The 2,040-nt window shown below is 68.3% G+C and carries 3 protein-coding genes and 2 pseudogenes; 3 read left to right on the top strand and 2 right to left on the bottom strand.

Translation table 11 applies throughout. The annotated features are described in order from the left end of the window. Together M3Q23_05105 and M3Q23_05100 are read left to right on the top strand one after the other, a co-directional pair. Window positions 1-203: pseudogene (locus tag M3Q23_05105) on the top strand (helix-turn-helix domain-containing protein). Window positions 204-549: 346 nt separating this feature from the next. Further along, window positions 550-860, top strand: a pseudogene (locus M3Q23_05100) (protein kinase). A 29-nt stretch (window positions 861-889) separates the two neighbouring features. Here the strand turns inward: M3Q23_05100 and M3Q23_05095 are convergent. Next, on the bottom strand, window positions 890-1,081 hold the full coding sequence (locus M3Q23_05095) for a hypothetical protein (GenBank protein ID MDP9341482.1): 192 nt from the start codon (window positions 1,079-1,081) through the stop codon (window positions 890-892). A gap of 5 nt (window positions 1,082-1,086) precedes the next feature. After that, a complete protein-coding gene (locus M3Q23_05090; GenBank protein MDP9341481.1) occupies window positions 1,087-1,344 on the bottom strand; it encodes a hypothetical protein in 258 nt (85 codons plus the stop codon). 323 nt (window positions 1,345-1,667) lie between these two features. Between M3Q23_05090 and M3Q23_05085 the strand changes: the two genes are divergently transcribed. Next, the coding region (locus M3Q23_05085; GenBank protein MDP9341480.1) for a hypothetical protein at window positions 1,668-2,040 on the top strand (373 nt) is incomplete at its 3' end.

The following is a 2,040-nucleotide window of genomic DNA, read 5'->3' as shown; positions in this document are numbered from 1 at the left end:
GGCCCAGGGTGAGGGGACGTCCGAGACCGCGAGGCGACTGGGGGTGTCCCGCCCCACGGCGATCGCCTGGCGTGAGCGGTACCGGACCAGGGGTCGACGCGCTTTCCGACGCCCCCCGCTCCGGCCGGCCGAAGACGGTGGACGAGGCCGAGATCGTCGCCCGCACCCTGGAGCCGCCGCCCGAGCGGCTCGGGGTGAGCCACACGGTTCGTGAAGTGATTGTCGCGCTGGTTCAGAGGATCTACTCCTCGCTTGAGCCCGGGCGTGAGCTGCCTGACACCCTGCGGCCCGTCGAACGAAGGACGGCCGCGCCGAGCGACTCGACCCGACCCTGGACAGAACGCTGATTCTGCTTCGGCGGCGTCCCATCACCGACGCATCTTGGAGGAGGGCCTTGCGCTCGGGAGGAAGGGTGTCCAGGCGAGCAGCCACGATGGCCTGGACGGTACCGGGCAGCTCCATCTCCTCCAGAGGGGCCACCTCCACGACTCGCACGTAGCCGGCCCGCCTCTCTTTACCCCCCGCGCCCGCCGATGTACAAACGCCGGGATGCCCTCCGACAGTCCCATCGGCACCCGGATCGCCGGCTACCTCGTGGAGTCAGTGCTCGGACGTGGCGGGATGGGGTGGTGTACCTGGCCGAGGACACCCGCCTGGGGCGGAAGGTGGCCCTGAAGGTTCTCGCCCCTGAGCTCGCGGAGGAGCCGAAGTTTCGCGAGCGGTTCCTCAGGGAGTCCCGTATCGCCGCTTCCCTGGAGGACCCCAACATCCTGCCGGTGTACGAGGCCGGGGAGGCTGATGGGGCCCTGTTCATCGCCATGCGATACGTGCGGGGGACCGATCTCCGGCGGCTGATCGACGCGGCCGCGATGGACGTTGCGGCCAGCAGCTACATGCTGTGGTAATCGTCGTGTGCCGTCACCAGCCGGTGCAGCGAGGCCTTGCCACTGGCGCTCCGCCGATGATAGCGCCGGATGTGCTTCGCCAGCTCGGCCGCCTTCTCGAAATCGTGGAGCTGGGTGCTCTCCAAGACCTCGGACAGCCCCTGGTGTGCGCGCTCGTGCTCCTGGGTCTTGGCCACCGCCATCACTCCTGCCGGCGCGGGCCTCGTCCTTGCCCGCGAAGCGTCGACCTCAAGGGATCCGGCCCTCGAGGCAGGTCCATAGTGCAATCGTCCGAGAAGAAAGCCATGATCGCGTATTCGTCCGGGTCCTCCGACCCCGGAACGAACTCCAGCAGGACCGGTCGTCGCTCGAGGCGCCGGCCGTCTCGCTGGTCCCGGAGCTCGACGGCAACGTTCGCGGTGTTCCGGTCGAACAGCCCGGGGCCGTCACGCGCGTACACCTGGGTGAGGATGGACGGCGCGATGGCATGGACGAGATAGCGCTCCGAAGGAGCCCGCTTCCTAGTGCGACGCCTGCAAAATGGCTTTACAACGGTTCACCTTCTCCACGATTGACGCCACGGTCGCCGTCCACACGAACGGCTTGGGGTCCTCGTTGTAGGCGTCGAGGTAGGCCTGGATCGCCTCGATCAACGACTCGATGCTCGGGAACACGCCGCGACGGATGGCCTTCTGGGTGAGCTCGCGGAACCCGTGGGGTCCAGAAACTCGATCGCGGGCCCGAGACCGGCAGCGGCGGTCCGGTCTGCGACAATGCCCCGCCGTGATCAGCTCTCTCCTCTATCTCTTCCTGCGCCGCGTCCTCGGACTGGTCCATTCGGACGACCGCACAGCGGCGGAGGCGGAGATCGAGATCGCCGTGCTGCGACACCAGGTCGCGATCCTGCGAAGGCAGGTGAAGCGGCCGATCTACCGTGCCTCAGACAAGGCGTTCCTCGCCGCCGCGAGCAGGATCCTTCGGCGGGAGGCGTGGAGCGCGTTCCTGGTCCGGCCCGAGACCCTCCTCCGATGGCACCGGCAGCTCGTCCGAAGGAAGTGGACCAGGCCGCACCGCCCTCCGGGACGACCCGCCATTCACCCCGAGGTCCGCGAGCTGATCCTCCGACTGGCGAGGGAGAACCCCAGGTGGGGCTACA

This window comes from Actinomycetota bacterium (assembly GCA_030774015.1).
In the GTDB taxonomy this organism is placed as follows: Bacteria; Actinomycetota; UBA4738; order UBA4738; family JACQTL01; genus JALYLZ01.
This window is presented reverse-complemented; position numbering and strand designations above follow the sequence as displayed.